23 protein-coding genes are annotated in these 24,878 nt (G+C 54.7%); 17 read left to right on the top strand and 6 right to left on the bottom strand.

Going from position 1 to position 24,878, the window contains the following annotated elements:
* Positions 1-6: 6 nt before the first annotated feature.
* The 3 genes from AC2TDA_RS14480 to sigZ all read right to left on the bottom strand — a co-directional run bounded on the left by AC2TDA_RS14480 (position 7) and on the right by sigZ (position 2,075).
* Positions 7-321, bottom strand: coding sequence for a copper resistance CopC family protein (locus tag AC2TDA_RS14480; RefSeq protein WP_480877058.1), 315 nt, complete (start codon positions 319-321; stop codon positions 7-9).
* A gap of 10 nt (positions 322-331) precedes the next feature.
* Positions 332-763, bottom strand: coding sequence for a cytochrome c (locus AC2TDA_RS14475; RefSeq protein ID WP_480849164.1), 432 nt, complete (start codon positions 761-763; stop codon positions 332-334).
* 754 nt (positions 764-1,517) lie between these two features.
* A complete protein-coding gene (gene sigZ, locus AC2TDA_RS14470; protein WP_480877055.1) occupies positions 1,518-2,075 on the bottom strand; it encodes an RNA polymerase sigma factor SigZ in 558 nt (185 codons plus the stop codon).
* Positions 2,076-2,097: 22 nt separating this feature from the next.
* Here sigZ and AC2TDA_RS14465 point away from each other — a divergent pair, with 22 nt between their 5' ends.
* The 8 genes from AC2TDA_RS14465 to AC2TDA_RS14430 all read left to right on the top strand — a co-directional run bounded on the left by AC2TDA_RS14465 (position 2,098) and on the right by AC2TDA_RS14430 (position 11,864).
* A complete protein-coding gene (locus AC2TDA_RS14465) occupies positions 2,098-2,919 on the top strand; it encodes a glutathione S-transferase family protein (RefSeq protein WP_480877052.1) in 822 nt (273 codons plus the stop codon).
* Between the two features lie 88 nt (positions 2,920-3,007).
* Positions 3,008-4,057 carry a PLP-dependent cysteine synthase family protein gene (locus AC2TDA_RS14460; RefSeq protein WP_480877049.1) on the top strand — a complete coding sequence of 350 codons (1,050 nt, stop codon included), beginning with the start codon at positions 3,008-3,010 and terminating at the stop codon, positions 4,055-4,057.
* A gap of 481 nt (positions 4,058-4,538) precedes the next feature.
* On the top strand, positions 4,539-5,675 hold the full coding sequence (locus AC2TDA_RS14455) for a LacI family DNA-binding transcriptional regulator (protein WP_480896865.1): 1,137 nt from the start codon (positions 4,539-4,541) through the stop codon (positions 5,673-5,675).
* Between the two features lie 17 nt (positions 5,676-5,692).
* Entirely contained in the window at positions 5,693-7,048 is a 1,356-nt protein-coding gene (locus AC2TDA_RS14450; protein ID WP_480877043.1) for an ABC transporter substrate-binding protein, read from the top strand.
* 61 nt (positions 7,049-7,109) lie between these two features.
* Positions 7,110-8,345, top strand: a complete 1,236-nt coding sequence (locus AC2TDA_RS14445) for a carbohydrate ABC transporter permease (RefSeq protein WP_480849155.1) — start codon at positions 7,110-7,112, stop codon at positions 8,343-8,345.
* The gene (locus AC2TDA_RS14440; RefSeq protein WP_480877040.1) at positions 8,345-9,553 is read left to right on the top strand and encodes a carbohydrate ABC transporter permease; all 1,209 of its coding nucleotides are present in this window, start codon (positions 8,345-8,347) and stop codon (positions 9,551-9,553) included. The genes AC2TDA_RS14445 and AC2TDA_RS14440 overlap by 1 nt, the downstream gene beginning before the upstream one ends.
* Positions 9,554-9,558: 5 nt before the next feature.
* Positions 9,559-10,806 (top strand): MGH1-like glycoside hydrolase domain-containing protein, encoded by a 1,248-nt coding sequence (locus AC2TDA_RS14435; protein WP_480877037.1) that lies wholly within the window; start codon positions 9,559-9,561, stop codon positions 10,804-10,806.
* On the top strand, positions 10,806-11,864 hold the full coding sequence (locus tag AC2TDA_RS14430) for an ABC transporter ATP-binding protein (protein WP_480877034.1): 1,059 nt from the start codon (positions 10,806-10,808) through the stop codon (positions 11,862-11,864). The genes AC2TDA_RS14435 and AC2TDA_RS14430 overlap by 1 nt, the downstream gene beginning before the upstream one ends.
* Before the next feature lie 228 nt (positions 11,865-12,092).
* On the opposite strand, the gene AC2TDA_RS14425 is transcribed toward AC2TDA_RS14430, so the two are convergent.
* Both AC2TDA_RS14425 and AC2TDA_RS14420 read right to left on the bottom strand, forming a co-directional pair.
* Complete coding sequence (locus AC2TDA_RS14425) at positions 12,093-13,460, bottom strand: sensor histidine kinase (RefSeq protein ID WP_480896864.1); 1,368 nt, start codon at positions 13,458-13,460, stop codon at positions 12,093-12,095.
* Complete coding sequence (locus AC2TDA_RS14420; protein ID WP_480849148.1) at positions 13,457-14,125, bottom strand: response regulator transcription factor; 669 nt, start codon at positions 14,123-14,125, stop codon at positions 13,457-13,459. The genes AC2TDA_RS14425 and AC2TDA_RS14420 overlap by 4 nt, the downstream gene beginning before the upstream one ends.
* Before the next feature lie 139 nt (positions 14,126-14,264).
* Here AC2TDA_RS14420 and AC2TDA_RS14415 point away from each other — a divergent pair, with 139 nt between their 5' ends.
* From AC2TDA_RS14415 to AC2TDA_RS14390, 6 genes are all read left to right on the top strand, one after another.
* Complete coding sequence (locus AC2TDA_RS14415) at positions 14,265-15,353, top strand: tricarboxylate transporter (protein WP_480849147.1); 1,089 nt, start codon at positions 14,265-14,267, stop codon at positions 15,351-15,353.
* A gap of 80 nt (positions 15,354-15,433) precedes the next feature.
* The gene (locus AC2TDA_RS14410; protein WP_480877031.1) at positions 15,434-17,464 is read left to right on the top strand and encodes a tripartite tricarboxylate transporter permease; all 2,031 of its coding nucleotides are present in this window, start codon (positions 15,434-15,436) and stop codon (positions 17,462-17,464) included.
* Positions 17,461-18,117 (top strand): isocitrate/isopropylmalate family dehydrogenase, encoded by a 657-nt coding sequence (locus AC2TDA_RS14405; RefSeq protein ID WP_480877029.1) that lies wholly within the window; start codon positions 17,461-17,463, stop codon positions 18,115-18,117. The genes AC2TDA_RS14410 and AC2TDA_RS14405 overlap by 4 nt, the downstream gene beginning before the upstream one ends.
* Positions 18,114-19,202 (top strand): 4-oxalomesaconate tautomerase, encoded by a 1,089-nt coding sequence (locus tag AC2TDA_RS14400; RefSeq protein ID WP_480877026.1) that lies wholly within the window; start codon positions 18,114-18,116, stop codon positions 19,200-19,202. The genes AC2TDA_RS14405 and AC2TDA_RS14400 overlap by 4 nt, the downstream gene beginning before the upstream one ends.
* A gap of 50 nt (positions 19,203-19,252) precedes the next feature.
* On the top strand, positions 19,253-19,489 hold the full coding sequence (locus tag AC2TDA_RS14395; RefSeq protein WP_480877024.1) for a hypothetical protein: 237 nt from the start codon (positions 19,253-19,255) through the stop codon (positions 19,487-19,489).
* A complete protein-coding gene (locus tag AC2TDA_RS14390) occupies positions 19,486-20,466 on the top strand; it encodes a D-2-hydroxyacid dehydrogenase family protein (RefSeq protein WP_480877021.1) in 981 nt (326 codons plus the stop codon). The genes AC2TDA_RS14395 and AC2TDA_RS14390 overlap by 4 nt, the downstream gene beginning before the upstream one ends.
* Here the strand turns inward: AC2TDA_RS14390 and AC2TDA_RS14385 are convergent.
* The gene (locus AC2TDA_RS14385) at positions 20,435-21,490 is read right to left on the bottom strand and encodes an AbrB family transcriptional regulator (RefSeq protein WP_480877018.1); all 1,056 of its coding nucleotides are present in this window, start codon (positions 21,488-21,490) and stop codon (positions 20,435-20,437) included. The two genes, AC2TDA_RS14390 and AC2TDA_RS14385, sit on opposite strands and share 32 nt — an antisense overlap.
* Positions 21,491-21,567: 77 nt before the next feature.
* Here AC2TDA_RS14385 and AC2TDA_RS14380 point away from each other — a divergent pair, with 77 nt between their 5' ends.
* From AC2TDA_RS14380 to tcuB, 3 genes are read left to right on the top strand one after another with little or no spacing between them, the layout of a single operon-like run.
* Positions 21,568-22,245, top strand: a complete 678-nt coding sequence (locus AC2TDA_RS14380) for a GntR family transcriptional regulator (RefSeq protein WP_480877015.1) — start codon at positions 21,568-21,570, stop codon at positions 22,243-22,245.
* Between the two features lie 14 nt (positions 22,246-22,259).
* A complete protein-coding gene (gene tcuA, locus AC2TDA_RS14375) occupies positions 22,260-23,654 on the top strand; it encodes an FAD-dependent tricarballylate dehydrogenase TcuA (RefSeq protein WP_480877013.1) in 1,395 nt (464 codons plus the stop codon).
* Positions 23,644-24,711: a tricarballylate utilization 4Fe-4S protein TcuB gene (tcuB, locus tag AC2TDA_RS14370; RefSeq protein ID WP_480877010.1), complete on the top strand. Its 1,068-nt coding sequence runs from the start codon at positions 23,644-23,646 to the stop codon at positions 24,709-24,711. Before tcuA ends, tcuB begins: the two co-directional genes overlap by 11 nt.
* Positions 24,712-24,878 lie beyond the last annotated feature (167 nt).

The raw sequence follows: 24,878 nt of genomic DNA, 5'->3' as shown, positions 1-24,878 counted from the left end.
TTCGCCCTACATTAAGTGGCCGTCTTCACCCAAACCGCGCCACTCAATGAGATAAGTCCCAGCGCCGCGTCCCTGAATAGGTATCGTGAACACCTGATCAAAGCTCGTCTGACCGATCAAATCGAGTTGAACAGGTGGGTCATCTTCATGGGCTAACTCTACTCGGGTCAGACGAATGTTCTTCGTAAAGTTGAGAGCAATTTCACTCGGTGCATTCGCAATCTTTGTACCGTCGGCTGGTGTTGTTGTTTCCACACTGGAATGTGCAAAAGCGGCACTGGCAAACCCCACCATCAAGGCAAATACGACGATCTTTTTCATGGTGTTTTCCTTAGTTTATTCCGTTGGCACGCTGGATTTCACGAATGTATGCGATCACCATGGCCACGTCACCACGTGTCAGGCCTTCTACGGGCAGCATATCTCCAAATTGCCAGTGATGGCTTCTGACACCCACGGCGACAGCACGCTGAAAGGCCTCATCAGCGTGATGGTTTGGTTCGTAGATGATGTGGATCAACGGTGGTCCAACTCCTTCTTTACCAACTGCGTTGGTTCCGTGGCAGGACGCACAGGAATTTTCAAAGATGCGCTGGCCAATCGCGGCATTGCCTTCAATGCTTGGCAATTGAATTTCAACCATGGCGCCGTCTTCAGATGGTGCGGATTGCGTGATTAGCTTAGCGGGTTCGGGGCGAAGGGCCGCGTATGCAGCCGCGGCGGCCGCGGCGAAAGCGCCAAGTATGAGGATTTTTCGGTTCATGGAGTGATCCCAACCTAATGAAAACGGAATAGGCCGCAATTTTTCAGCGACCACATTTTTAGCTGATCACATTCGTGAACAGCGAAGTTCATTCGGTTCAAAAGTTAGGCGGCTTAAAAGGATTATCTGTGCCAGTCCGATGTGCGAGGGCCTGGAAACGGAAAGCCAAATCAATCTCGATCAGGTTCAGAACCGCATCTGGACTCTGAGGGGTAACTGCCAATACGTGGCACAAAGACGGGTTGCACTCGTCGTGATCTGCGCTGTTGGGCTCGTTTTGATTGCCGTGGTTGAGCCCCACATGAAGGCCATCGACCGACGCGGAGATATGTTCATCACAATGTGCGCCAACGCAATCGTTTGACAAAGCGTGCGCAACGCCGCCGATCCCGGTCAAGATGACTAGAATACCAACCAAAAGCGCCGATGTGATTTGGCGTATGAACATAGGCGGGGAAACTATTGCACTAACCGGGGCAATACAATGCCAGTATCACGTGTCCAACCAAATTACGGCGATTGCGTTTTGAAGAACGTGTAAACCATACACGTGTTGCAATGGCCGAATTGCCAGTTCACTTTTCTGCAAGGATTTTTTGGATAATCCACACATTCAACACTACGACTGATGACGCTGAACGGTTTCACTAATCTCGGAACTGGAATGCTGGCGCAGTATCAATTGTCGCAAAAGGGGGGGCTCGGCCCGATCCTTACTTTGGTGTAAGCCGAGAGAGGGTCTGCCATGGACGACTCAGCAGTCGTCGCAACCGGTTTCTTTGCGTTGGTAGTCCACGATATTGCCCCTTGCATCCACTGAAAAGTCGCAGCAGTTTTCAAAGAGCTTACGCAATTGTCGCCGGCTGGCTTGGACTTGGGACTTGAGAGTTGAGTAGCTTACGCCAAGCTCTGCCGCATAGTCCTTTTGCGATACGCCTTGCATATCTATCCGGTGTAACAATTGACCCATACCAGGCGGCAGTGCGTCAATGAATGGGACAACACAGTTTTCCAGGACATGTTGGTCGCTCTTACTCAGATCGTCGTACCACAGATCTTCTGGGTGAATCGCTGCAGAACGCCCGTTGCTCCGATAGAAGTCAGTGATTGTGTTGTTCGCGATCTGAAAAAGCCATGCTTTCAAGTTTTCGACTTTGTCGAGGTCGCTGATGCCCTTGTGAGTTTTTAGCAGGATACTCTGAAGCAAATCGTCAGCGTCATCAGGGTTGGATACCTTCGAACGAAGGAATGCCAGCAAACTGGTGCGGTACTCTGACCATATTCTCTCAAGATCCGGGTTCGCTTGTTTCATTGGTACAGGTTCCTTGAGTTCCGTGTGCGTCTTCAAAACAAACAACAATATCAGCGATTTTTTTCCTGAAAGGTTCGTCTTTTCGCGTCGACGCTCGTCTTACAAGTCAGATCAACCAAGAAGGACCACAGACATGATCAAGATCGTTAGTTTCAAAATCTGCCCATTCGTTCAGCGCGTTACAGCATTGCTGGAGGCCAAGCAGATTCCCTATGATATTGAATATATTGACCTGAAGAACAAGCCCGAGTGGTTTCTGGACATGTCCCCTACAGGCCAGGTGCCACTGCTGATAACCGCGAGCGGTCGACCGCTGTTCGAGTCAGACGCGATTGTAGAATATATAGATGAAGTCACTGCCCCGCTACAGGATGGTTTGACACCGGAGCAACGCGCGATAAATCGGGCATGGAGCTATCAAGCCACCAAACACTATCTGACGCAGTGCAGTACAATGCAGAGCGCAGACAAAGACCTGTTTGACGAACGTATGGCGAAACTCGGCAAGTCCTTTGACAAGGCAGAACGTCAATTGGGACACGGCCCTTTTTTCTCAGGCAAAACTTTGGGGAACGTGGATATCGCCTGGTTGCCACTGTTGCATCGCGCGGCCATTGTTGAGAAGCACAGTGGTTACGACATGCTCACCAATTACCCGAAGGTAAAAGCCTGGCAGCAAACTCTGTTGAACAGCGGCATCCCCGTGAAGTCAGTGCCGGAAGACTTTCATCAAAGGTTCTCGGACTTTTATTTGGCTGAACGGACCTGGCTGGGGCGCGGAGCCAATCTGAACGAACCACCAGGCGAGCCCTCACAATCCAATACGAGCGGGTGCTGCGGTTGACCCTTTCCGTCAAGTCCCGCCCATTTGCCATGTGCAGGTGGGCGGGCGCATAGTTGGACAAATGACAAGACACAAAACCGAGGGAAAAATGGACAAATGGGTCGTGGGTGCTATCACCAAGATCAACGCAGACGCACACAGGTCAGCGGATACGCACCTGTTCAAGCTGTCGGTTCCAAACCTGGATGGAGTGGATATCTACCTAAAGGATGAAAGCACCCATCCGACCGGTAGCCTGAAACACAGGCTAGCCCGGTCTCTTTTCCTTTACGCCTTGTGCAACGGCAAGATCAAAGAAGGCACGACGATCATTGAGGCATCTTCGGGCAGTACGGCGGTTTCCGAAGCCTATTTTGCACGCATGATCGGTGTGCCATTCATCGCAGTCATCCCCAAAAGTACAGCTCACAGCAAAATTCGACTGATTGAGTTTTATGGTGGTCAAACGCATTTCGTGGACACGGCGCCCGAAATGCACGGTACATCGGTCGAACTGGCAAATTCTATCGGCGGGTACTTTATGGATCAGTTTACCTATGCCGAGCGCGCGACTGATTGGCGTGGTAACAATAACATTGCCGAAAGCATTTTCCGGCAGATGGAATGCGAGCCGCATCCTGTACCAACGACGCTGGTGATGAGCGCAGGCACCGGCGGAACTTCAGCCACGCTGGGCCGGTACCTCCGGTACCGTGGATTCGATACTGCCCTGACGGTCGTCGATCCTGAAAATTCTGTGTTCTACGACAGCTACCAGACCGGAGATCGAACTCTGACGTCAGACCGGTCCAGCAGGATTGAAGGTATTGGTCGACCCAAAGTCGAAAATTCCTTCCAACCGGATGTCATTGACCGGATGATCAAAGTACCCGATGCGGCGAGTGTGGCCACGATGCTTTGGCTGGAAAAACAGATTGGCCGGCGGCCAGGTGCCTCAACCGGGACCAACCTTTGGGGGACACTCCAGACCGCCAATGAGATGATGCGTAACAACCAGAAGGGGTCGATCGTCTCGCTGCTGTGTGACAGTGGTGACCGATATCTGGACACCTACTATGACCCGGATTGGGTCAGTGCACATATTGGAGATATCCGGCCATTTTCTGAAGACCTGGAATGCTGGTCTACTCCTAGGTGATGATCTTATTAAGTGTTCGTGCGCTTTCAGAAAACGACACAGCCCTTTGCCCTATGAAAGAAGGAGTATCGTTGGATACGGTTGTTGACTGACGGGTTGGTCACGGACATCGAGACCGGCCTTGACGGTGCAGATACTCTCGGTTGATCAGTTGGACGTTATAGTCAAGCCCATCGCGATTGACTATTTTGACTTGCTTCACGTTTCGCGCAATGCCGAGGACTTCATTTCAGGGTTTTCTGCATCAAATCTGCTAGAGGTGGAGCTCGGAGCCCGCCGAAAAACAATAGTTCTCTCCGGGATCGAAAAGCCAACGCGAACCAGATCAAAGGACGGGTCTGGCCGACTGTCAGCTATGCGGGGCAGGTCGCAATTCGATCCAAATGCACTTTTACTTAAGCGCCGCGATTTGTTGGGTTGAAGCGTTCGTTTGATTTTTTTGTTGCCGAAACCGGTTTCGGAACGAACAAATGAACAAATGATGGCGAATCCCAAGATGCAGAAACACGAAACACCACTCCGGCGAACCTCTGTTGCCCAGAGGGTGAAGCTGGACGAACTGGCGGACCATCTTGGTTTGTCAAAGAGTACTGTGTCCCGCGCATTGAACGGATACTCGGACATTTCGGATGCAACGCGAAAGAGAGTAGAGACCACCGCGCGGAAGATGGGCTATCGGCCGCTGAGCCACGCGCAGGCTATTAGAACAGGCAAAGTGCGGGCCATTGCCATGGTCATCAACAGCGAAGAACCAGACCGGCACAATCCGTTTCTTCAGGACTTTCTTGCGGGCGCCTGTGAAGCGGCAAGTTCATTTGATTGGACCATGACGATATCTACAGCAAAGTCCGAAAAGGACATGCTCACGGTGTTGGGGCGACTTGTAGAAGAACGCAAGGCTGACGGGTTCATCCTGCCTCGGACAGAAGTTAGCGACGCGCGTGTCGAATACCTTAGGGAGTTGAAGGTTCCTTTTATCCTCTACGGTCGGACAGGATATGGGCAATTGGATCCTCAGGATGACACATCCTGGTTTGATATCTCCGGAGAAACGGCAATCCGTAATGCGGTCGATCGTTTGGTCAGTTTTGGCCATAGCCGCATCGGTTATGTCGGAAGCGATCCGAAGTTCAACTATAGCCACCTGCGCCGTGACGGTTATGTCGAAGGATTGCGATCCGCCGGCTTACCTGTCGATTCAAAGTTGGTTCGGGATGGTGCGCGTACGCGCGAAGAAGGGGCAGTGGAAGCAAAGGCGCTATTGAAGCTGAAACACCCACCGACTGCCATAGTATTTGCGACTGATTTGGCAGCACTGGGTTGTTATCCGGTTTGCGCTAACCTGGGTCTCGAAATCGGACATGACGTTTCCGTCATCGGATATGACGGCATCCCTGAATGCCAATACGTCAATCCGAGGCTGACAACCTTCAGTGTAGACTCTCAGCGGGCAGGCGAACGCCTTGCCACGCTGCTTATCCGCCAGACACGAGGCGAAGAGCCTGCAAACTTACGCGAACTCAGCGACGCTGTCCTAATCGAGGGTGAATCTGATGGGCCACCGCAGCTTACACCCGAGGAACTGGCGCGAAAGGCTGAACAATTCAATGATCATTAGCGGGGAGGAGACCGACTATGAACCTTACACATAACGCGTCCAGACTGATGCTTGGAACATCTCTGGCGCTGATTTTGACAGCCGTGTCCGCTCAGGCGGATACAATTCGGTTTTGGACGACCGAGGAACAGCCCGAGCGACTGGCAAAGCAACAGGAAATGGCGGACCAGTTCAAAGCGGAAACCGGAACATCTGTTGAGGTAATCCCGGTTACTGAAACCGATCTCGGTACACGCGCAACAGCGGCCTTTGCGGCCGGTGATTTGCCGGATGTGGTTTATCACCCGTTGCAGTATGCATTGCCGTGGGCAGAAGCAGGGATTTTGGACACCGAAGCAGCAACCGAAGTGGTCGAGGACCTTGGCGCCGACACATTTGCGCCCGGCGCGTTGGCCATGGCAGCATTTAACGGCGAAACGGCTTCTGTACCCGTTGACGGCTGGACCCAAATGGTCGTCTACCGCAAGGATTTGTTTGACGAAAACGGGTTGGACGCGCCCAATTCCTTTGCTGCAGTCGAGGCTGCGCTTGAGGCGTTGCACAACCCACCGGAGATGTACGGTTTCGTTGCTGCCACAAAAGTGGACGAGAACTTTATGAGTCAGGTGCTGGAACACGTCTTTCTTGCGAACGGCGTCAGCCCGGTCGGTCCGGACGGATTCCAACCGCTTGACGAGGCAAAGACCGCTGAAGTCCTGGACTTCTACAAGGCCATTGCCAAAGCATCGCCTCCGGGTGAGCTGTATTGGAAACAGTCACGCGAGTTGTACTTCGACGGCAAGGCCGCGATGATCATCTGGTCCCCGTTCATTCTGGACGAGTTGGCTGGTCTGCGCGACAGCGCTCCGCCAACGATCAACGACGACCCTACTTCGCGCGACCTGGCCGCCAAGACGGGGATTGTGACCAACTTTTCAGGCCCGTCCAACCCTGATGGCGCGGCTTGGGGTGACGTACGGTACTTTGGCATTACCAATGATGCAGATACCGACGCGGCCATTGATTTCGTCAAATACGCCATGGATCAGGGCTATACCCAAACATTGGCCATCGCGCCCGAAGGCAAATTCCCGGTTCGTCGTGGTAATGCCGACAACCCGACCGCATTCTCCGAGGCCTGGGCAGAACTGCCTGTTGGCGTAGACCGCAAGGCGCCTCTGGGCGAACTCTATGACCAGACGATGATCGACGAAATTGTCGGTGGTCTGGATGTTGCTCAGCGCTGGGGTGTGACCGAAGGTCAGCTCTCGCTGGCGTCTAAAATGATTAACAGCCAGGCGATCAACCGCGTTGTCCGCCAGTACATTGATGATGAAGTCGACGCTGCCGCCGCTGTTGCTGCGATGAACGAAGAACTCGCCAAGGTTCAGTAAACCCGGCCCGTTTTTCACGCGGCGGCGTTCGCGCCGCTGCCCCAACCCTTTGAGGTATCCCATGTCTTCGGCCATTCCCCCGACCGGCACGGGAGCGCTTGCGAAACGCGAGGCACGTTTGGCATGGGCGCTTCTGGCTCCGACCGTGATCAGCGTGTCACTTGTGGTGATCCTGCCCCTGTTTGCCATCATCTGGATTAGCTTCAAGCCCTTTACCCTGTCCGACCTGCGTCCGCCTGCACCAGTTGTTCGCGAAAGCTTGCGTGGATCGGGGGATGACTTGCGGATCGAGTACCGCTTGCGCAACTCGAGTCAGGAGATTGCCATCGCGGGCGTAACCATCAGCGACACACTTCCAGAGGGCGTGACGCCAACAGCAGAAATAGTGGCACCTTGCCAGTTGGAGGGTCGGAACCTGTTCTGCGACTTCGGCAGTCTCGAGGGCGGTCAACGCGAACGCATCCGTATTCCGGTTGCAATTGATGGCGACACTGACACCTTCGAGGAGTTGGTTGAGGGGTCGGAACCGACACTTACTGGCAGTGGCCCCAGCATACTGACCAATTTCGAATTCAGCCTTGAGAACTTTGCACGCGTCTTTGATGGCTCGGAATTCTGGGGCGTTCTGTGGGTTACTTTGTTCTATACCGTCTTTGGCACCATCGGGGCTTTGGTTATGGGGTTGTTCGCGGCCTTGCTGCTGAACAAAAGCTTCAGGGGGCAGGGGGTCATCCGCGGTCTCTACCTTTTCCCCTATGTTGCTCCGGTCATCGCCGTTGCATTCACCTGGGTCACGCTGTTTGATCCGTTTTCAGGCTCGGCTAATGCATTGTTGGTTCAAATGGGGCTAAGCAGCGACCCGATCAACTTTTTCGGTGAACGTCCACTGGCGCTGATCATGGTCACAGTCTTCGAGATATGGCGCTATTTTCCACTGTCGTTCCTGTTCATCCTGGCGCGGATGCAGTCCATCGACTCGAGCATGTACGAGGCCGCAGATATGGATGGTGCCTCTCCATTTCAAAAGTTCTGGCTGCTGAGCATTCCGCAATTGTTGGGCATCCTATCGGTATTGTTCCTGTTGCGCTTCATTTGGACGTTCAACAAGTTCGACGACATTTTCCTGCTGACTGGCGGCAATGCAGGCACTCGCACTTTGACCGTGAATGTCTATGAACAGGCCTTCGCGATCTCGAATATCGGTGCCGGCGCCGCTGTGGCCGTCGTGATCTTGTTGTGCCTGATTGCGTTCAGCTTTGTCTTCTTTCGGTTCATCAGCCGTGAGGAGGGTTTGTGATGCGCAATGGCTTTGTAACTGGGCCGGTTCTGGGCGCGCTGTGGCTGGTGGTGATTGCCACAACCGTCGCGGTCACCATGTCTTTTGCCACCGGCGCGGCATTCCGCCCACAAGTTTTGATGAGCCCGTTGTGGGGCGCGATTATCGGTCTGACTTCTGTCCGGTTCCCGGCCCGATATGCGCCGGTGCGACTTGGCGTAGCCGCGTTAGCTGGCCTGTCATGTCTGACTGGGTTCGGCCCAGTATTGATCGGACCCGAAACCTCGGTTCAGGCGACACTAATCACGGTAATTGCGATCGCAGCCGTTATGCAGGTTTCTATGGCTGAAATCCTCAAAGAGGTACCTTTCGGGGAACTGACTCGGCATGAGTTCGAAGACGCGGTGATCCGCTTTTGCACCGGCTTCGGCTACATCTTCTTCACCGCAATCGTGGTCATCCCATTCTATGTGATGGTGATGACCAGCTTGAAATCTCAGCAGGCTTTGTTGCAGAACCCGCTCGATTTCTCGGTCGACTTTAGTCAGGGAACAGCTCTGTTCCGCAGCTATACCGAGCTGTTTCGCGACTTCAATTTCGGAACGTACCTGTGGACTTCGTTCTATGTTTCGGTCCTGACGGTATTCATAACACTGCTGTTCAGCGTACCTGGGGCCTATGCGGTGGCTCGGTTCCGGTTCCAGGGGCAAAAGGCGTTCTCGCGCTCGATCCTGTTGATCTACATGGTGCCGATGATTGTTCTGGCGCTGCCGATCTATATTGCCTTCTCGTTGACTGGGCTGCGCAACTCGATCCTGGGTATCGTAATGATCTACCCGGTCACGACGATCCCGGTGGCGCTTTATATGCTGCAGGGTTACTTTCGCGGCCTGCCAACCGAAGTGGAAGAGGCCGGCCTTATGGATGGCCTGTCGCGCCTTGCCGTGATCTGGAAGATCACCTTGCCACTCAGCCTGCCGGCGCTGGCCTCGGTGTCGCTATATGTCTTCATGATCGCCTGGAATGAATTCCTGCTGGCCTTCATGCTGCTGGATGACCCGTCGAAATTTACCCTGACCCGAGGCGTCACGATGCTGAATTCCTCAGAAATTCCCCGTCAGCACCTGATGGCGGGTGCCGTCATAGCCACCGTCCCGATCATGGCGCTGTTTCTGGGGCTTGAACGTTTCATGACAAAGGGCCTGACTGCGGGGTCCGTCAAAGGATGACACAGATGAACCAGCATACGAATCCAGACCGCGAAGCGCGCAATATCCTGATTGCCAATGATCGCGGTGGTTACACTATCCCGACCGAGGGGTTGTATCCGTATCAATGGAACTGGGATAGTGCGATCGCCGCGCTTGGCTTTGCCGAGTTTGACATCAACCGCGCCTGGACTGAAATCGAAACGCTGTTTACCGGCCAATGGGATGACGGCATGGTGCCGCATATCTTGTTCCACCAGCAGGACGACGGGTACTATCCCGGTCCGGATGTCTGGGGCTGCAGCGGTCCAATCCCGTCCTCCGGTATCATCCAACCCCCCATTGCCGCGACGATGGCGCGTAAGATCTGGGAGCAGGATACCGAGGTTGGTGACGCGCGCCTTCGGGCACTGTTTCCTAAAATGTTGGCATGGCACCGTTGGATCATGAAATGGCGCCTTGATGATCAGGGGGCTGTCTGCACAACCCATCCTTGGGAGGCAGGTCGTGACAATGCGCCCGATTGGGACAAGGCGATGGCGCGGATGGATGCCTCTGATGTGGGTGAGTATCAACGCCGCGATACAAGTCACGTGAACAGTGAAGATCGACCGACAAAGTTCGACTATGATCGCTACATCAAACTGGTTCAGATCGGCCGGCAGGTAAAATGGGATCAGCAGGCTCTTTTATCCCGGAATCCGTTTCGTGTAGCCGATCCGACGATGACATTCACAACGCTTCGCGCCGCGAGGGACTTGCTGGCAATCAGCGAACACCTTGGTCTGGATGCAGGCACTTTGAGCATTGATATCTCAAAACTCGAACAAGGTGCACATTCACTTTGGAACGAGGATCTGGGCTTTTTCGACTCCCGCGACGCACACACAGGGGAATGGGCCGGCAGCATCTCGAACGCTTCATACCTGTGTTGGTACGCGGGTATTGAATCCGCGAAGATGCTGGAGCGTTTGCAATCGGTATTGGCAACCGTTCCCTATCCAGTTCCAAGCTACGATACGTCCATGCCGAATTTTGATGCGCGCAGATATTGGCGCGGTCCGACATGGGCCTTCATGAACATGATGATTGCGTTCGGATTGGCCGAAATGGGCCACGTGCAACAAGTAGAAGAGCTTCGCCGAAAGACCGCAGATCTGATCTCGATCTACGGGTTTGCAGAGTATTTCGACCCCATTTCTGGAAACCCCGCCGGGGGCAATGCATTCACCTGGACAGCCGCGGTCTGGCTTCACTGGGCAGGGAGGAACTAATGGGCAGCATTGAACTTAAGTCCGTCGAAAAATGGTTTGGCTCTGCGCAGGTCATCAAAGGCATCGATCTCAAGATTGAAGAGGGAGAATTTGTTGTTTTTGTCGGCCCATCAGGATGCGGAAAATCTACTCTGTTGCGCATGATCGGGGGTCTCGAAGACATCTCGCGGGGGGCATTATTGATCAACGGCAACGATGTTACGGATCATCCACCCTCCAAGCGAGGGCTGACAATGGTGTTTCAATCCTATGCGCTTTACCCACATCTGACCGTTGCCGAAAACATGGGCTTTTCGCTCAAGGTTGCTGGTGTCCAGAAAACGGAAATAAACGAGCAGGTCAATAAGGCGGCCGATGTCCTTAAGCTGGGACCATTTCTGGAACGACGACCGAAAGATCTTTCCGGCGGGCAGCGGCAACGGGTTGCCATTGGTCGTTCTATCGTGCGTGACCCCACGGCTTTTCTATTTGACGAGCCGCTCTCGAATCTTGATGCGGCTCTTCGCGTCGAGATGCGCTACGAAATTGCAAAGCTGCATCAGAATCTGAAGCGCACGATGATTTACGTGACGCATGATCAGGTTGAGGCAATGACACTTGCCGATCGGATCGTCGTTCTGGAATTTGGTAAGATTGCGCAGGTGGGTACGCCTCGTCAGCTTTACGAAAGCCCCGCCAATCTATTTGTGGCACAGTTCATTGGCAGCCCGAAAATGAACATCCTGCCATGCACGACACAAAATGGCAGGTACAGCCTAAAACAAGGTGGTAGTGGTGATTTCGCTCTGCCCGGTGAAGCCACTGATCTCGGCATTCGACCCGAGCATATCGGCGTGGTCGCGGCTGGTGAAGGTCAAAGCGATGGTGTCATCGAGGTTTTCGAATATCTGGGGGCAGACACGTTTCTGATCGTTGATTGTGGTGTGGAGGAGAAAGTAACGGTTCGCCTTAACGGGGATACGAATCTTGAGCCTGGGGCTAGGATTGGCCTGCAATTTCCTTCGGAAAAACTACATTTCTTTGATGAAAACGGGCGGGCGCTGGTATCCGCTGACTAGCTGGTTCCGTTGGTTTGAAACTCCAAAAGAAAGAAAAATGAGGTGCGCCATCTGCGGTTTGGACGTTAGGTCGGGAATCTGAGTGCGGGCAGCCTGCAAACCCTGCGGTCTTAGCGATGACTTCTTGCGTCAACTATGCTCCGGCTCTCGGGTCGTGGCTTACGACAAACGGAACAAGTTAGGATATTCAGCCTGCCAATGAGGCTGAGCGTCGTAATAAGGTGCAAATCACAACCGGCGAGGAAGGCTGAGCGTCAGACTTGCGCCTTTGGAAACGTTGTTAATTGACAGTTGGCCATTGTGGCGTTGCGCAACGGCCAAAGCGATTGAAAGCCCAAGTCCACTGCCTGCTGAATGGTCCAGCTGAGTGAAGCGACGAAATGCCATTTCACTTTGTTCTGGTAAAAGGCCTCTGCCGTCATCTGTTATCGTAACTGATGCGCGATCCGGGTCACCAGTCAACACTACTGAAATTTTGCTAAGGGGCTCGCCGCCATGTTTCAATGAGTTGTCCAACAGGTTCTTAATCGCCTCGCTCAGAAATACTCTATCGCCAGGCACAAGTATCCTCTCAGCCGGTATCGACACGTCGAATTCGACGCCCATGGCAAGAACCTGTACACCCATATCTGCGCAGACCTCTTCGACAACTCTGCAGAAATCCACTTCTTCCAAGCGGTCTTGATGGGATGGCTGTCTGAGCCGCTCAAGGGACAATAGCTGCTCGGCGACGGTTGCCGAGTTCTTCGCGGCCCTTACCAGTTCGGCGATGCGCTTGTCTTTGTCATCATCGGTAGTTGCATCCCGCAATGCTTCGGCCATTGATTGCACGGCCGCCGCCGGGTTGCGCAGCTGATGTGCAGCTTCTGAGATGAAGGTTTGGTGGTCGCTGATACTCTTTTCCACCTGGCCGAACAATCTGTTCAGTGTTCTTACGACGCCCTCTACCTCGGATGGGACAGGCCGCCGGATTACGCTGAGATCATCCGGCGAACGCAAAGCAATTGCGCTCTGCAAGTCGAGCAGGGGACGCAGGCCGCGTTTAACGCCGAACCACACGACAAGAGCAAGGGTTATTAATAGTGCACCCATCAGGATTGCGGCGCGTATCGACAATTGATTGGCGAAGGATTGGCGGTCAGCCATCAGTTGCCACACGGTGACTGTCGCATCACCCACCAGATTGTCCAAAGTGACGCGCTCGGTCATTCGGAGGACGCGGACAGGTTCGTTGCGGTAGATCGCTTCGAAAAAATCGGGTTTGTATGGGTCCTGAGATTCACTGGCCCCGGACACGGGCGGGTAGGCATATCCCGTAACGTAGTATCCTCCGGGTCCCGTGACGTGATAAAAAACTTCGCCTCCAGAGGCGTCGCGGATCATGTTGCGCGTCGACGGTAACAGAGCATCGCCGCCAGATATTGCCACGTCGCGCGAAATCGCGAGACCTGCCGCCAGCAGGCTGTCGTCAAAAAGCTCTTCGGTCGTGTTTTGTGCCACCATGACGCGCCAGAAGCCTAATACCACCGACAGCAACACCAATGGCGTCAAAATAAGAAGAAAAAGACGCAGTCTGAGTGATCTGGACCTGATCACTTCTGTACCTCGAGCAGATAGCCCAGCCCGCGCGCGGTTTTGATCCCGATGCCGAATTCCTTCAGCCGCTTACGCAAACGAGAGACATGCGGTTCAACCGCCGTGTCGTCCACATCTGCACCAACGCCGTACACATGATCGGTCAGTTGACCTTTGGACACAATGCGACCGCGCCGTTCCAGTAGGCATTCCAGCACCGCCATCTCGCGTCGTGGAACGTCAAGAACCGTACCCTGCGAACTGACCTGACGGTTGGCACGGTCAAATTCCAGCCCACCCACTTGTTCTCGCACACCGTAGTCAAGGTCTTTGCGGCGTGACAGAGCTCGAATGCGCGCTTCGAGTTCGTCCATCTCGAAAGGTTTGACCAGGTAGTCGTCGGCGCCCATATCCAGCCCGGTGACCCGGTCGCTTGTTTCTGACCGTGCTGTCAACAGGATGACTGGTGTGCTTTCGCCGCGCTGACGCAGCGCATGCAGGATATTCAGCCCTGAACGGCCGGGCAGGTTGATGTCCAGCACAATCAGATCGGCGCCTTCGTGCATCAGGAACGTGTCCGCCTGATCGCCATCGTGCAGGACATCCGCAGAATGCCCTCGATCCCGCAGGCGATAGGCAATGGCGTTGGCAAGGGTTTCGTTGTCCTCGATGATGACGATCCGCATCCGTGCTCCCGCAAGTTTCACGCAAGGTTGGCCCCTCATGATTGCCAGATGGGAGGGGGAATCAACCCCACAGTTTCATTTGCGATCACGGTGGCGCGAAAGGCACCGTCGTGGTTGTTTGGTCAACAGGGAGGAACCAATGACCAATTCCAACTTCACCCGCCGTGCCGTCGTGGGGCTGATCGCCGCCGCAGGTCTCGCCGCGCCCGCAGCCGCTGAGGTCGATTTCTCGGGCAAGACCGTCGAATGGGTCATTCCGTTCTCGGAAACAGGGGGTTCAGCAAAATGGGCAAATTTCTTTGCCCCGCTTCTGTCCGAGGCGCTACCGGGCCAACCGACCGTTGTCGTGAAATTCATGCCGGGTGCCGGGTCGACCAAAGGCGCAAACTGGTTCCAAGAGCAAAATCATGAGGATGGAACCCTACTGTTCGGGACGTCCGGATCGACTCAATTTCCTTACCTTCTGAGCGACCCGCGCGTGCGTTACGAATATAATGACTGGATACCGGTTATGGCATCGGGGACGGGTGGTGTTGCTTATATCAACCCTGAAGATGGCGCCAAATTTGATGGCTCTGCAAACGGGCTCAAAGACACCAGTTTTATCTATGGTTCGCAGGGGGCAACCCGTCTTGACCTGGTGCCGCTGCTGGCCTGGCAAATGCTGGGTATGAATGTAGAACCGGTCTTCGGTATCAAAGGTCGGGGTGACGGCCGTCTGATGTTCGAGCGTGGTGAGGCCAATATCGACTACCAGACTTCGTCCGGCTACCTGGGAGGCTCAGTGCCTCTGGTCGAAGCGGGCCAAGCCGTACCAATGATGACTTGGGGCGCCCTGGACGCGGATGGCAACATCGTTCGCGACCCGACATTTCCAGAGATCCCGACATTCAAGGAAGTTTGCGAAGCCACTGACGGTTGCGAAACCAGCGGCGAGGCTTGGGACGCTTGGAAGGCGTTCTTCGTCGCCGGTTTCCCTGTTCAGAAACTTGCATTCCTTCCGGGCGACACACCTCAGGACGTCGTCGATACATACACAGCTGCATTCCAGGCTGTCACAGAGCGCGCGGATTTTGGCGAGATTTCATCTAAGCGCGTAGGTAAATACCCCGTGTTTGTCGGTGATGGCTCTAAAGCCGCACTGCAGACTGCGACCAACGTTGATGACAATGCCAAGGCCTATGTCCTGAACTGGCTCAAAGAAGCTTATGGCGTGGAATTAAACTGAGCCGAACGCTCACGGCGCGTGCCCTGAACTCAGGGCGCGCTCTTTTCAAATAATATCAAAAGATATGAAAGGCGGCCGCTATGGAGGTTTTCGCCACAGCTCTTCCTGCGCTTGGTGATGCGTGGAGTCTGATCCTGCAACCTGTTGTTCTGGGTTATCTGGTTCTCGGAGTCGTCATGGGGCTAGCCGTTGGGGTTTTTCCGGGGCTCGGTGGTATTGCAGGATTGTCCCTGTTGCTGCCTTTCATGTTTGGAATGGACCCAATCCTGGGTCTGGCGTTGATGATCGGGATGGTCGCGGTTGTTCCGACATCCGATACGTTCGCGTCGGTTCTGATGGGCATACCGGGCAGCTCGGCTTCTCAGGCCACTGTCCTGGATGGGTTCCCGATGGCCAAAAAAGGTGAGGCCGCGCGGGCCCTGTCAGCGGCCTTTGCGTCATCATTGTTTGGCGGGCTGGTCGGCGCAACTTTCCTGACAATGTTTATTCTGGTCGCAAGGCCGATTGTCCTGGCATTCGGTCTGCCAGAGATGTTGATGATCACAATCCTGGGCCTTTCAATGGTTGCCATTCTCGCTGGTCGCATTCCGCTGAAAGGAGTAGCGGCTGCCGGACTTGGCTTGATGGTCGGAACAATCGGCGAGGCGGATGCCGGCGGATCGCTGCGTATGGCGACCTATGACATTCCATACCTCACGGATGGGTTGAAGCTCGTCATCGTGGGTTTAGGCATTTTCGCCGTGCCTGAAATCGTCTCGCTGCTTAGGCAGGATCGTTCAATTGCCAAAGGGGCTTCACTTGGAGCCGGTTGGTTGGACGGCGTCAAAGACTGGTTCGCCAATATCTGGCTTTCAGTTAGGTGTTCAATCATTGGCGTAGTCGTCGGCGTCATACCTGGGCTGGGAGGATCGGTCGTCGACTGGATCGCTTATGGTCACACCGTTCAATCAACCAGAGACAAGAGCAATTTCGGCAGCGGCGAAGTCCGTGGTGTGATCGGCCCGGAAAGTTCGAACAATGCGAAGGAAGGCGGTGGTCTGGTGCCAACGCTTCTGTTCGGTATTCCCGGGTCGGGTTCGATGGCGATCTTTATTGGTGCGGTTGCCCTGCTGGGGTCAGGCGATATTGAAGTCGGACCGAGCATGCTTCAGGACAATCTCGACATCACGTATTCGATTGTCTGGCTGTTGGCTCTGGCCAATGTCGTCGGCACAATTCTTTGTATTGCAGCCTCGGGCGGTATCGCAAAGCTGACCACAATCCGTTTCACGTATCTGGCGCCGTTCCTGTTCATGCTGATCAGTTTCGCTGCCTTTCAATCGGGTCAGAACTTCGAAGATTTGCTGGCCCTTTTTGTCATCGGGTTGATTGGCATTTTCCTACGCCGCTTTGATTGGTCGCGTCCGGCCTTTCTGATCGGCTTCGTGCTTTCAAACCCGGTGGAAAAATTCACGAACCAAGCTTTCCAGATCGCATCGTTCCGTTTCCGCAAGAGCTTTGAAGAGGGAATGGAGTACGTTTTCAGCCCCATCGTAATCGTGCTTATCGTCGTCACCGTCATCTCAGTCATTCTGGGCATTCGCCAGGCAAAAATGATAATGGCCGAGGGCGATGTGCAGTCAGGCAGCAAACGCGCGCCATTGATTTTCCTATTGTCGCTTATGGCGTATCTGATTGTCGCCCTGGTCAACGCTAATGCGATCCCCGATTACAACATGACTGACAAGATCATACCGCTGGTGATCGGAGGCGTTTCGCTGCTTTGTTGTGTGATCCTGCTGATCCAGATGATGCGGCGGCCTGAAGGCGATGCGATCTTCGCCGACAAGGAAGTCGCTGGTGAAGACGCCAGTGCACCCCATGGTCTCTGGTCTACATTGGCTTGGTTTGCAGCGCTGATTGCGGCCACTTGGGTCGTGGGCTTTATCCTCGCTCTGATCGGATTCCTGATCGGGTTCCTCCGTGTTCGCGCCGGATCCAGCTGGCAGATGACGCTGATCCTGACTGCCTGTGGCATCGGATTCATGTGCTTCATGGCGGGTGCGTTGAACCGGGACTTCCCTCCAGGGCTGCTGCAGGACATGGTGAGCTTGCCGTGGCCCCTGAAATGAGTGATCCCCTCAAGTTGCGCTGCCTCGAAGGTGACGGCGCAGGTCCAGAAATCACGGCCGCATCACTGGCGTTTCCGCATGCGGCCAAACCCAACCTGTGCCGGGACCTCGAGATCGAGCATCAGGAATTAGGTATCGCGGCTCTGGCGGCGAACCGGTCGACAATTCCGAACTCTGTTGTCGCTGCCGCAAAAGCGGAAGATGGCTTTATTCTTGGATCCGTTAATCACAACGATTATCCGCCGGTAGAGAAAGGCAGCCGTAACCCTTCGGGCGTCCAGCGCAAGGAATTGGAGTTGCACGACAATCTCTGCCCAGTCATGACAGGGTTTGGGGTGGATGTGCCGTCGAATAAATCGTTCGATCTCGCGGAAACTTGTTCAGCTCAACATGTGACAGCGTTCCACGAAACAAACGCAATGCGTTTGTTTGACGAGTTTTTCCTGGACTGTACCCGGTCCATAGCGGCCGAGTATCCCCGCATCGCCTGCGATGAATTGCATGTATATGCCACCGCCGCTGATCTTATTCCCTCATCTGTGGGCACCGCTCTAACCGTGCCAGAAACGCGACATCGCGATCTGCATGGCGGACTTGAGGCGCGTGAAATCACCGAAGTTCACATAAAGCTCATCACGGAGGTTACGCGGTGACACAAACAGCAATCCCTTATGTTTTCATACGCGGAGGCACCTCGCGCGGTCCGTATTTTCATCGACCCGCTCTACCGGACGATCTGGAAACTCTGACTGAAGTACTGATCGCAGCCCTTGGGGCCGGGCATCCACTTAACATCGATGGGATCGGTGGTGGTGCGGCAGTTACGACAAAAGTTGCTATGCTGTCTGTCAGCGACGACGACTGGGCCGATATCGACTATTTCTTTGCGCAGGTTTCAGTGGAAGACAAGCTTGTCGATTTCAAACCTACCTGCGGGAATATACTTTCTGGGGTCGGTCCGGCGGCAATCGAAATGGGTTTGATTGAGCCGCAAGGCGACGAGACCGAAATTCGTATTCGTGCAGTCAACACAGGCGCACAAGTCGTGGCCAAGGTGCAGACCCCGGGTGGTGACCTGACTTATGATGGCAACACTGAGATTGCGGGGGTTCCGGGGCATGCGGCACCGGTGCAACTGAGCTTCATGGGGGTTGTAGGGTCATCCACGGGCGCCTTTTTACCCACTGGAAAGCTGCGCAACACTATTCAAGGGATTGAATTAACCTGCATGGATGTCGCGATGCCCATGGCTATTGCGCGCGCTGCGGATTTTGGTTTGACAGGCCATGAGAGCGCCGAAGAACTGGATGCCAACCGAAGTTTCTTTGAACGTATGGAAACCGTGCGGATCGAAGCAGGGCATTTGATGGGTATGGGCGATGTCTCGCAATCCGTGACACCGAAGTTCGGATTGTTGGCGCCAGCCAAAGACGGTGGGACCGTTGCGGTGCGGTACTTCATGCCGTGGAAAACGCACCCGACAATGGCGGTCACCGGTGCTCAATGCATGGCGTCGTGTGCCCTAACTCCGGGAACTGTCGCAGATGGCCTTCTGGATCGAATGGATTCACGCCCAGCCGAAGTCATACTGGAGCACGCATCTGGAAAAATTGACGTCCTTGTGGACTATGAAACCGACAATGGGTTTGTCCTGAATGCGGCAGGTTTGGTTCGTACGGCGCGTAAGCTTGCAGATGGGCAAATTTATGTGCCGCGCAGCGTGTGGGGCGGGCATTGATCGGATTCCCTGAAAATAGTATACCTTGGTATACAGTTTGGGAGGCCACAATGGACACGTATTCTGAATGCATCGACATTGCCCGGCAGGAACTTAAGTTGGCTCTGGCCGCATTGCGGCGCGACATAGCGGAATACCCGACACCAATCGCCGGATGTGACGAGCAATTCAACTATTTGCTGGACCAGAGCCAGCGTGTTCGCAATGCGCTGGCGGCACTTGAGGCTCCGCATTTCGTACCAACACCCAGGAAGCTGGAACTAGGGCGGGGCACCGAAAGCCGATGAAGGTGCACATTCTTGATGATTGGTTTGACACCCTGCGCAACTTGCCTTGTTTTGCGAAGCTATCTGGCCAGGATGTTACAGTTTGGACAGATCACGTCGAAGACACGTTTCAGCTTGCCACGCGCCTTCAGGATGCGGACGTGCTCGTTCTCTTTCGTGAGCGAACAAAGGTTACCCGCGACCTGCTCGAGAATCTGCCGAATTTAAAGCTTATCAGTCAGCGAAGCGTATATCCGCACGTGGATGTGCAAGCTTGTACAGATCACGGCGTCCTGCTGTGTTCGAACATGCATAGCGGCACACCTTCTTATGCTGCGGCCGAGTTGACTTGGGCTTTGATCATGGCGGGGATGCGCGATTTGCCGGCTCAGATGGCGTCGGCCAAAGCTGGACGATGGCAGGCAGGTGTCGGCAAAACGCTAAGGGGTCGGCAGTTGGGCCTGTACGGCTACGGCCGAATTGCGCGCGCAGTTGCGGGTTATGCCGAGGCGTTTGGAATGAAAGTCGTTTGGTGGTCGTCTGAAGAGGGGAGATCGCGGGCGAAAGGAGATGGTGCATGTGTCGCCCGCAATCGCCAAGCCTTCTTTTCAGAAAGTGACGTCGTTTCTGTGCACGTACGACTCAAACCGGAAACAATGGGTATAATCACTCCGGTCGATTTTGCAGCCATGCAACCCGCATCTCTTTTCGTGAACACTTCGCGAGCCGGATTGATCGCTCCCGGTGCACTGCTTGACGCGCTCAATGCCGGGCATCCAGGTAAAGCAGCAATTGATGTATTTGACACGGAACCGATGACTGAGCCCAGCGACCCGCTGTTGTCTCATTCAAACTTGATTGCGACGCCCCATATCGGCTTTGTCACAGAAGACGAGTTCGACCTGCAGTTCGCGGACATCTTCGATCAGGTCATCGCCTATGCGAAAGGAGCACCGACCCATATGATCAATCCCGAGGTTTGGACCAGCGCAAAATGAGATTGGCAACAATTGGTGCGCCGATGATCACCAGCACAATCCGTGTCAGGTGGTGGCTGATCACAAAGCCCAGATCTGCACCGGAAACGATAGCCAGCACTGTCATTTCTGCCTGACCGCCCGGAGCAAAGGCGAGGAAAGCTTCGACCGGGTGGCCAAGCCCAAGCGTTGTGACAACCGCTGTGAAAGCTGCCGCAAGAATAGCCAGCACGACCACGTATGCGACGCCTGCTGCAACAATCCGCCGTAATTCTGCCAGCGTCACACCCACGAACTGAACGCCAATTCCGCAACCGATGAAGAACTGGGCCATGAGAATCGCCTCACGCGGCGGTCGTGAATGTATGAGATCCGAAAGCGACAAGGCAGCAGTCAGGATCATAGGGCCAAGAATAGACGCGCCAAACAGTCCAATTTTCTCTCCCCCCTTCCATCCAGCGATCGCTGCCATGATCATCAATAACAGTTCGTGAATCGGCAAATCGCGTGCGGGTTCACCAATGGGGTTCGTCAGCTCGGCGCCGTAAAACACCGTTAGAAACAAGGGTGCCAATGTGACAATGATCAGAACGCGTGTGCCATGAATCAATGACAAAGTCCGTGGGTTCGCACCAGCTTCGGTGCCAAAGATGACCATATCCTGTAACCCGCCGGGCATCGCCGCATAAAACGCGGTTTTGTCGTCAAATCCCCAGATCTTGCGAAAAAATGGCACGCCAACTAGCCCGATCAGGATGATGAAGAACGGGACCAGCATGATCGACGCCGCCATCTTCGGCAGCTCCGCAAATAATGCAGGTGTGATCGAAGCACCCACAGCGACGCCAAGGATTGTACGGGCTCCGACTGAAACCTGACCGAACCCTTTAAGTGGAGCATGGGCCAATGCTGCGATCAGGCAGGCGGACATCGGGCCAAACAAGAACGGCAAAGGCAGGTCCAGCGCCCAAAACACCAGTGTGCCCAATACCGCAAGACTGATGGTGAACAACCTCTGCAACACCTGTTTTTTTTGGGCGGACAAAATGGGGTTTCCGTTTCGGTTGACTCGCTATGTATCCAAGTGTATACAATTGGACGCAATATGCAAGTGTGAGTGCCATGACCTTCCAGGACGACCAGATTCAGCCGGGCCCACAAGGGAATTCTGCGTATCAACGGATGCTGGACGAGATTCGAGCCGGTGCCTTGCTGCCAGGGGATCGGCTGCGGGAAATTGAGTTGTCCGAGCGGCTGGGTGTCAGCCGCACACCAGTGCGTGAGGCGATCCGGCAGCTTGAGGCAGACGGGCTTGTCACGCATGTCCCGAGACAGGGCGCTACGGTTCGCAGCCTGGATTATGCCGAGGTCATGGAGCTGTATGAGATGCGTGCTGTGCTTGAAGGCACCGCAGCGAGGTTGGCTGCGAGGGCGGCGTCGGATGTAGAGATGGATGAGCTGGAAGTTCTGAATGATCGTCTGGCTGAAGCAGGTACAGGGCCGGACGCGGCGCAGATCAATCGTATTTTTCATGCCACGCTACTGGACGCTGCCAAGAACCGATTTCTCGCAAAATCGATGTTGTCACTTCAAAAGGCTCTCCTGATCCTGGGCCCTTCACAACTGTTGGATGGTGATCGTGCCGAGGCAGCCGTGACTGAGCATCGACGTGTCATGACGGCACTGAAGGCACGAGACGGAGCGACAGCAGAGACAGAAATGCGCGCTCACATTCAAGCCGCACAGCGGATGCGTATTCGCGCCCTGCAAGAGCGTGATCGCACAATCGACCAGAACTGACAGAAAGACCGGACATGTCCACCAGAATGGAAGCTTACGATATCGCGGTCATAGGAGGCGGCAATGCCGCGTTGTGCGCTGCTATGACCGCGGCTGAAGCCGGGGCAAAAGTCTTGATCCTCGAAACGGCACCCAAGCCGTATCGGGGTGGAAACTCCCGCCATACGCGCAACTTTCGTTGCATGCATGTTGGCCCGCTGGGTCCGCTGGTCGAGGAATACAGCGAAGACGAATACCTCTCGGACCTGATGAAGGTTACAGGCGGCAAGACTGAAGAACATCTGGCGCGGCTTGCGATCCGAACCTCAGAAGAATGCCTGCCCTGGATGGAAAAACGAGGTGTAAGGTTCCAGCCATCCCTTTCCGGTACTCTTTCTCTTGCGCGAACCAATGCGTTCTTCATGGGCGGAGGTAAATCGCTGGTAAATGCTTATTACCGGACGGCCGAAGGCTTGGGCGTGGATGTCCTGTACGAAGCAGCTGTTACACATCTGGAGTTGAACGAAGACCAAGTGGAATGGGTCGACTATTCTTATGAGGGCGAGTCACATCGCATAACGCCCAAGGCCGTGATTGTCGCCTCGGGCGGGTTTCAGGCTGACACCGATTGGCTGACCCGTGCCTGGGGCCCTGCCGCGCAGAACTTTTTGATCCGCGGTACACCCTACAATCGTGGCGTTGTACTGGCGGATCTTCTGGATCAAGGTATCGAGAGCGTCGGTGACCCGACCCAATGCCACGCCGTGGCGATTGATGGGCGGGCTCCAAAATTCGACGGCGGCATCGTGACCCGTCTGGATTGTGTGCCCTTCTCTATCGTTGTGAACAAAGACGCTCAGCGATTTTATGACGAGGGCGAAGACGTCTGGCCCAAGCGCTATGCGATTTGGGGACGTCTCGTTGCAGCACAACCCGATCAGGTGGGCTATGTTATCATCGATGCCAAATCGCTGAACCTGTTCATGCCATCGGTATTTCCACCGCTCAAGGCGGATACGCTGGACGAACTGGCGGATATGATGGGACTGCCGGCCGACAAACTGAATGCTACTGTTGCGGCATTCAACGCGGCCTGTGGAGACACCAGCGCCTTCCATCCGACCGAGCTGGATGGGGTTGCGACAACCGGGTTGGAACCACCCAAAACCAATTGGGCCCGTCCGATCACTGAACCTCCATTTTATGGCTATTCGCTGCGCACTGGCGTGACCTTCACCTACCTGGGGTTGAAGGTCGACGACACCGCGCAGTGTTCAACACCTTCGGGCAAAGTCAGGAACCTTTGGGCCGCAGGCGAAACCATGGCCGGATCGATTCTGGGGCAGGGGTATCTCGCTGGTTTTGGCATGACCATCGGAACCGTTTTCGGACGTATTGCAGGACGTGAGGCCGCTGCTTATGCAAACTGATCTCATACAGGAAGCCCGTCGTCAGGCAGAAATCTGCAATGCCTGCCGTTATTGCGAGGGCTATTGCTCAGTCTTCCCCTCCCTTCACGCCGAACGCGCATTCTCGGACGGCGACATCACGCAGTTGGCCAATCTCTGTCACAACTGCCGAGGGTGCTATTATGCCTGCCAATACACGGCTCCGCACGAATTCGATCTCAATCTGCCCAAAGCGCTTGCCGAAGTGCGTCGGGACAGTTGGGAAAACCTTGCGTGGCCCCAGACACTGGCGCACAAGTTTCACACGCACGGTGCTGCCATCGCTTTGGCGCTGGTCGTCGGCTTTGCTGCCCTGTTCTGGGCAATACATGCGATTGGTTCGGCCGGCGGCCGTGGTTTCTATGCTGTCCTTTCTCATAACGCGATGGTGGCGATATTCGCGCCGGCATTCCTGTTGCCGTTGTTCAGCATTGCCATCAGTATGCGCCGGTATTGGCGCGCTGTGGGCGGCGAACCCATTCAATTGAGCGATCTATTAGCGGCCTTTAGGCGGGCAAGCAAAATGCAGGATCTGACAGCAGGACACGGAGAAGGCTGCAATTTCGAGGACGAGGATCGGTTCAGCCAAGCGCGCCGTCACGTGCATCAGGCTATTATGTACGGCTTCCTTCTTTGCTTTGCCTCTACATCGGTGGCCACGGTAATGCACTATTTCTTTGGGTTGCATGCCCCTTACGGATTCTGGTCACTGCCCAAGCTCTTCGGGATATCGGGTGGTATTCTTTTGACCGTTGGCTGCGTCGCGATGGTCCTGCTGAAACAGAGGTCGGAACGCGAGCTTGGCGACAGTTCGGCATGGGGTGGTGATATCGGGTTCACTCTGCTGCTGGGTTTCATCGGTTTCAGTGGGCTTGTTCTGTACGGTCTTGGGCACACCGCCCTTATGCCAGTAATGCTGGCGATTCACCTCGGGTCTGTCCTGACTTTTTTTCTGCTGACGCCGTTCACAAAGATGGCTCATGGGTTCTATAGGCTGGCAGCTCTTGTAAGAGATGCCCAACGGAAGAGGAACGCCTGAACAGGCATGTTTGCTTCAGCTTCTTTTGGTAAAACAGGTTCGCGGCTTCCAGCCGGGATTAGTCAGCAATAAGAACAACCTCTAAAACTGTGTAGGTTACGTGCCGTGCGTGCTCCAAATTGGGCTCGGAAAGACGACTTTCCGGTTCGAACACCTTCCAACTATGC

The sequence above is a fragment of the Ruegeria sp. HKCCD6426 genome, assembly GCF_057221115.1.
The sequence above is the reverse complement of the archived record's forward strand: the minus strand, read 5'-3'. Positions and strand labels throughout refer to the sequence as shown.

Bases quoted from the DNA above. Each gene is read 5' to 3' on its own strand.
- AC2TDA_RS14440 (WP_480877040.1), top strand. From the start codon at position 8,345: ATGCGCAATGGCTTTGTAACTGGGCCGGTTCTGGGCGCGCTGTGGCTG.
- AC2TDA_RS14445 (WP_480849155.1), top strand. From the start codon at position 7,110: ATGTCTTCGGCCATTCCCCCGACCGGCACGGGAGCGCTTGCGAAACGC.
- tcuA (WP_480877013.1), top strand. From the start codon at position 22,260: ATGTCCACCAGAATGGAAGCTTACGATATCGCGGTCATAGGAGGCGGC.
- AC2TDA_RS14420 (WP_480849148.1), bottom strand. From the start codon at position 14,125: ATGCGGATCGTCATCATCGAGGACAACGAAACCCTTGCCAACGCCATT.
- AC2TDA_RS14430 (WP_480877034.1), top strand. From the start codon at position 10,806: ATGGGCAGCATTGAACTTAAGTCCGTCGAAAAATGGTTTGGCTCTGCG.
- tcuB (WP_480877010.1), top strand. From the start codon at position 23,644: ATGCAAACTGATCTCATACAGGAAGCCCGTCGTCAGGCAGAAATCTGC.
- AC2TDA_RS14415 (WP_480849147.1), top strand. From the start codon at position 14,265: ATGACCAATTCCAACTTCACCCGCCGTGCCGTCGTGGGGCTGATCGCC.
- AC2TDA_RS14435 (WP_480877037.1), top strand. From the start codon at position 9,559: ATGAACCAGCATACGAATCCAGACCGCGAAGCGCGCAATATCCTGATT.
- AC2TDA_RS14480 (WP_480877058.1), bottom strand. From the start codon at position 321: ATGAAAAAGATCGTCGTATTTGCCTTGATGGTGGGGTTTGCCAGTGCC.
- sigZ (WP_480877055.1), bottom strand. From the start codon at position 2,075: ATGAAACAAGCGAACCCGGATCTTGAGAGAATATGGTCAGAGTACCGC.
- AC2TDA_RS14380 (WP_480877015.1), top strand. From the start codon at position 21,568: ATGACCTTCCAGGACGACCAGATTCAGCCGGGCCCACAAGGGAATTCT.
- AC2TDA_RS14475 (WP_480849164.1), bottom strand. From the start codon at position 763: ATGAACCGAAAAATCCTCATACTTGGCGCTTTCGCCGCGGCCGCCGCG.
- AC2TDA_RS14405 (WP_480877029.1), top strand. From the start codon at position 17,461: ATGAGTGATCCCCTCAAGTTGCGCTGCCTCGAAGGTGACGGCGCAGGT.
- AC2TDA_RS14390 (WP_480877021.1), top strand. From the start codon at position 19,486: ATGAAGGTGCACATTCTTGATGATTGGTTTGACACCCTGCGCAACTTG.
- AC2TDA_RS14395 (WP_480877024.1), top strand. From the start codon at position 19,253: ATGGACACGTATTCTGAATGCATCGACATTGCCCGGCAGGAACTTAAG.
- AC2TDA_RS14410 (WP_480877031.1), top strand. From the start codon at position 15,434: ATGGAGGTTTTCGCCACAGCTCTTCCTGCGCTTGGTGATGCGTGGAGT.
- AC2TDA_RS14455 (WP_480896865.1), top strand. From the start codon at position 4,539: ATGGCGAATCCCAAGATGCAGAAACACGAAACACCACTCCGGCGAACC.
- AC2TDA_RS14450 (WP_480877043.1), top strand. From the start codon at position 5,693: ATGAACCTTACACATAACGCGTCCAGACTGATGCTTGGAACATCTCTG.
- AC2TDA_RS14460 (WP_480877049.1), top strand. From the start codon at position 3,008: ATGGACAAATGGGTCGTGGGTGCTATCACCAAGATCAACGCAGACGCA.